Here is a 3,745-nt window from a genome sequence, read left to right on the forward strand (position 1 = left end):
CTTGGCAAAAGCGGTCGCTTAAAAACGAGCGTTTCCCGAAAATTCTGCAGGTCTGCCCATTTTTATGACCAATAAACTCCAATTACACATTTTTAAACGTTAAAGCCAGGAATTAACTGTTGCTAGTTGAGGACTCCCTATGAAGCTGGCTTCAAAACGAAATTATGCAAAAGGCTCGTATTGATCAGCCAACATACGGATCACTTCACGTCGTGTTTTCATGGACATTTTCAAAACACTTCCCTTCGGTAACATTTCGACGTGAGTGATCCGATCCCCCTTCGGTAACATTTTACCTGAGTGATTGCGCACCCTTGCGCCGCCCCGATTTTTATGGTATAATACGGCGAAAGGACAGCACTGCATCGCAACCCGCCTCTTGGCGGGTTTTGTGTTAGGGGACTCGGTGCACGGAACGGAATGTTCCGGACAAGGGAGACGATGCGAATGAACAAAACCGACCGGATGCTGGCCATCGTCATCGAGTTGCAGCGCAAAGGCGTACTGCGGGCCGAGGATCTGGCTGCCAAGTTCGAGACGAGTATTCGTACGATTTACCGGGACATGCAAGCGTTGAGTGAAGCGGGTGTGCCGATTGCGGGCGCGCCGGGGACAGGGTATTCCTTGATGGAGGGCTATTTTCTTCCCCCCGTCAGCTTCACGGTGGAGGAAGCGGTGGCGCTGCTGATCGGGGCAGACTTCGTCGGGATGAAGCTGGACGCGGAGTACGGCGCCAAGGCCCGCAGCTCGCAGGAGAAGATCGAGGCGATTTTGCCGGAGAAGGTACGCGAGGAGGCCGAACGGATCCGGTCGGTGATACGGTTGCTGGACGTCGGGGAGTCCGGAACGCGGGGGCGGGAAAAAGAAACGTTTGAGCAGTTGCGCCAAGCGATTCTCCGGAAGCGCAAGGTACGCTTCCGCTACGCCAAAAATGTGCCGGACCCGGACGAATCCCGCCACAGCGAGCGAACGGCAGACCCGTACGGACTTGTCCATACCCATGGCGTGTGGATGCTTGTGGCGTTCTGTTGGCTGAGACAAGACATCCGCCACTTTCGGCTGTCCCGCATAAGCGGGCTTGTCATTCTGGACGAATCGTTCAACATCGACCCGGGATTTCGCCTGACGACTTACCGGCCTGCGGACGACCGGAATGTGACCGTGCGCATTTGGGTCGACCCCGCCATTGCGGACCGGGTACTGGAATCGGACAATTTCTATATGGAATCGTTCGAGCCGGGGGATCAAGGTTGGCTGGCGACGTTCCGGGTCAGGCGGATGGAGGATCTCCTCCAATGGACGCTCGGCTGGGGCGCCGCGGTGCGTGTGCTGGAGCCCGAAGCGCTACGCGAACGGGTAAGAGAGGAAATCGGAAAAATGTTCGAACGCTGCTGACATACTGTTGTCAGCAGCGTTCTTGTATGCTGGAACCACTAAAGGAAAGGAGATGACTCGCATGTCGATTGCGAAAGAAACGTTGTCCAGGTTCGAAGAGACGGTTAACGGCTATATTCGGGATTTGGAAGGAACGAGTATGGATCAGCTTCTCTGGAAACCGGCGGAAGACGAATGGTCGCTCGGCCAGATGTATATGCATTTGATTCGTTCCGCGCGGTTTATGCATTTGAGGAACGTCGCATTGTGTCTGGACCCGAACGGCAGCCCGGAAGTCACGCAGGCGGGCAAGACGGAACAGGGGGAAAAGGTGTTTAAAATGGGGAGTTTCCCGCCGATACGAATCCGGGTGGCCCCGTCCCCGCAATACACGCCGCCGCAGCCGGAAAGCAAGGAGCAAATCGTCGACGGGCTGCGGGACGCGCTGCGCCGAATGGCCGAGATCGAACCGGCGGTAACGGCTGCGTTCGAACCGGATCATCCGGTTCGATCCGAATCGGGCAAGGCGATCGCTCGCCATACGGTTCTCCATCCGCAGTTCGGCGGATTGAACGCATTGGAATGGTTCAGACTGGCCGAGATGCACTATCGTCACCATTTGCGCCAGAAGTCGCGTCTGGATGACGCTTGGAGGGTTGCTCATGCGTAAGACGGAACGGGAAAACGCAACTCCTGCCTATTGGGTAGGTGTTGCTTCGGCGTCGCATGTGCGGCGGGGGGTGAGCGGCGGCTTCGCCCAGTTGTGCCACGGCAAATCGGCGCCGCTGCGCAGAATGCGGCAGGGCGACTGGCTTGTCTACTACTCTCCCCGCACCGAGATGCGCAGCGGCGAGCCGCTGCAAGCGTTCACCGCCATTGGGCGGGTTGTGGACGACCATGTTTACGAATGCGCGATGTCCGAGACGTTCGTGCCCAGCCGCCGGAACATCGAATTCGTCCGCTGCCGGGAGGCGAAAATCGCAGGGTTGCTTGACCGGCTGTCCTTCACCCGCGGCAAGCGGAATTGGGGCTGTCTGTTCCGTACCGGCCACTTCAAGATTAGCCGCGAAGATTTTATGATAATTGCGGAGGCGATGAATGCCGCCATCCCGTGATGGATGATCTTTTGCAACTCGAATCAAACATGCGATAACCGCCGGTGATACGATCAGGGTGAAAGGAGGGAAGGCTTCCATGTACGAGTGGAACGAGATGGTGCAGCGGATGGTGGACTGGCTGGAGGAGCATTTGACGGAAAACCCGGTCCTGCTCAAGATGTCGGAGCAGCTCGGGTACTCGCCCTACTATTGCTCCAGGCAGTTCAATCAGTACACCGGAATGACCCTGCGCGACTACGTCTGGACCCGCCGGATCAGCCGTGCCGCCCTGGAGCTCCGCGACACGGACCAGCGGGTGCTGGACATCGCCGTCAAGTATGGGTTCTCGTCGCAGGAGGCGTTCACGAGGGCTTTTCACAAGGCTTTCGGGATGACGCCCGCGGCTTACCGGAAATCGCCCCGCCCCATCCCGCTCTCGATTCGTCAGGAGGTGTTCTCGCCTTATCACTATTGGATCAAGGAGCGGAATCGCATGAGCGAAGTTCGGGTGAAATCGGTGGAGATCAAGGTGGAGTTCATTCCGGCGCACAAGTTCATCGGAATCTGGGATATCGGCGCCGCGGACTACATGAGCTTCTGGAACAACGGGCATTCGTGTGACGAAGTGTGCGGCACGCTGGAGAGCATGTCCAATCACGTCCTCCCCGGGCAATTGGCGCAGACGGCGGGATGGTTTTACCGGAACGGGAAGAAAGGATACCTGTACGGCATTCCCGTCCCGCTCGATTACGACGGCCCCGTCCCGGAAGGCATGGAATGCCGGGTCATCCCGGAATCGGAGTATCTGGTCTTCCATCACCCGCCCTTCGACTACCTGAAAGACAACGGCGCGGTGATGAAGGCGGTCGAGGATACGGCGTGGAACTATGATCCCAAAGCGAAGGGTTATGCATGGGATGAGGAGACGAAGCAGGACTACCAGCGCCATTTCCCTGAAGGTTACGGGTATGCCGTCCTGCGGCCGGTGCGGAAGGTGTAATCGGGAGGAAGCCGCCCCGCTGCGGGCGGCCTTCCGCTCTTATGGAGACATTTCCTCGAGCAGTTGTTTTTTTTCTTGAGCGTTTTGCAATAATCCAAGGCCTTGATTTGTAAGGATTTTCGGACATAAAAAAGGGACTTCACCCCAACTTGGAAAAGTTTTCAAGTGACCAAACAAGAAAACTTAAGGAGTGAAGTCACGATGTATATTCTCCAAGAAAGCTTGTTTTCCTTCGAGGAATTGCTAAAAATGCAGTCAAAAGAGCGATTGCCAA

The 3,745-nt window shown here is 56.7% G+C and carries 4 protein-coding genes; all 4 read left to right on the plus strand.

Annotation, left to right across the window (positions count from 1 at the left end; all coding sequences use genetic code 11):
- Positions 1 to 447: 447 nt before the first annotated feature.
- The 4 genes from KQI79_RS27090 to KQI79_RS27105 all read left to right on the plus strand — a co-directional run bounded on the left by KQI79_RS27090 (position 448) and on the right by KQI79_RS27105 (position 3,471).
- On the plus strand, positions 448 to 1,395 hold the full coding sequence (locus tag KQI79_RS27090) for a helix-turn-helix transcriptional regulator (RefSeq protein ID WP_216541439.1): 948 nt from the start codon (positions 448 to 450) through the stop codon (positions 1,393 to 1,395).
- A 61-nt stretch (positions 1,396 to 1,456) separates the two neighbouring features.
- Positions 1,457 to 2,044, plus strand: coding sequence for a DinB family protein (locus KQI79_RS27095; RefSeq protein ID WP_015253129.1), 588 nt, complete (start codon positions 1,457 to 1,459; stop codon positions 2,042 to 2,044).
- Positions 2,037 to 2,489, plus strand: coding sequence for an EVE domain-containing protein (locus KQI79_RS27100; protein WP_015253128.1), 453 nt, complete (start codon positions 2,037 to 2,039; stop codon positions 2,487 to 2,489). The genes KQI79_RS27095 and KQI79_RS27100 overlap by 8 nt, the downstream gene beginning before the upstream one ends.
- 79 nt (positions 2,490 to 2,568) lie before the next feature.
- Positions 2,569 to 3,471 (plus strand): AraC family transcriptional regulator, encoded by a 903-nt coding sequence (locus KQI79_RS27105; RefSeq protein ID WP_213527677.1) that lies wholly within the window; start codon positions 2,569 to 2,571, stop codon positions 3,469 to 3,471.
- Positions 3,472 to 3,745 lie beyond the last annotated feature (274 nt).

Origin of the sequence: Paenibacillus sp. MSJ-34 (assembly GCF_018918005.1) — a bacterium.
In the GTDB taxonomy this organism is placed as follows: domain Bacteria; phylum Bacillota; class Bacilli; order Paenibacillales; family Paenibacillaceae; genus MSJ-34.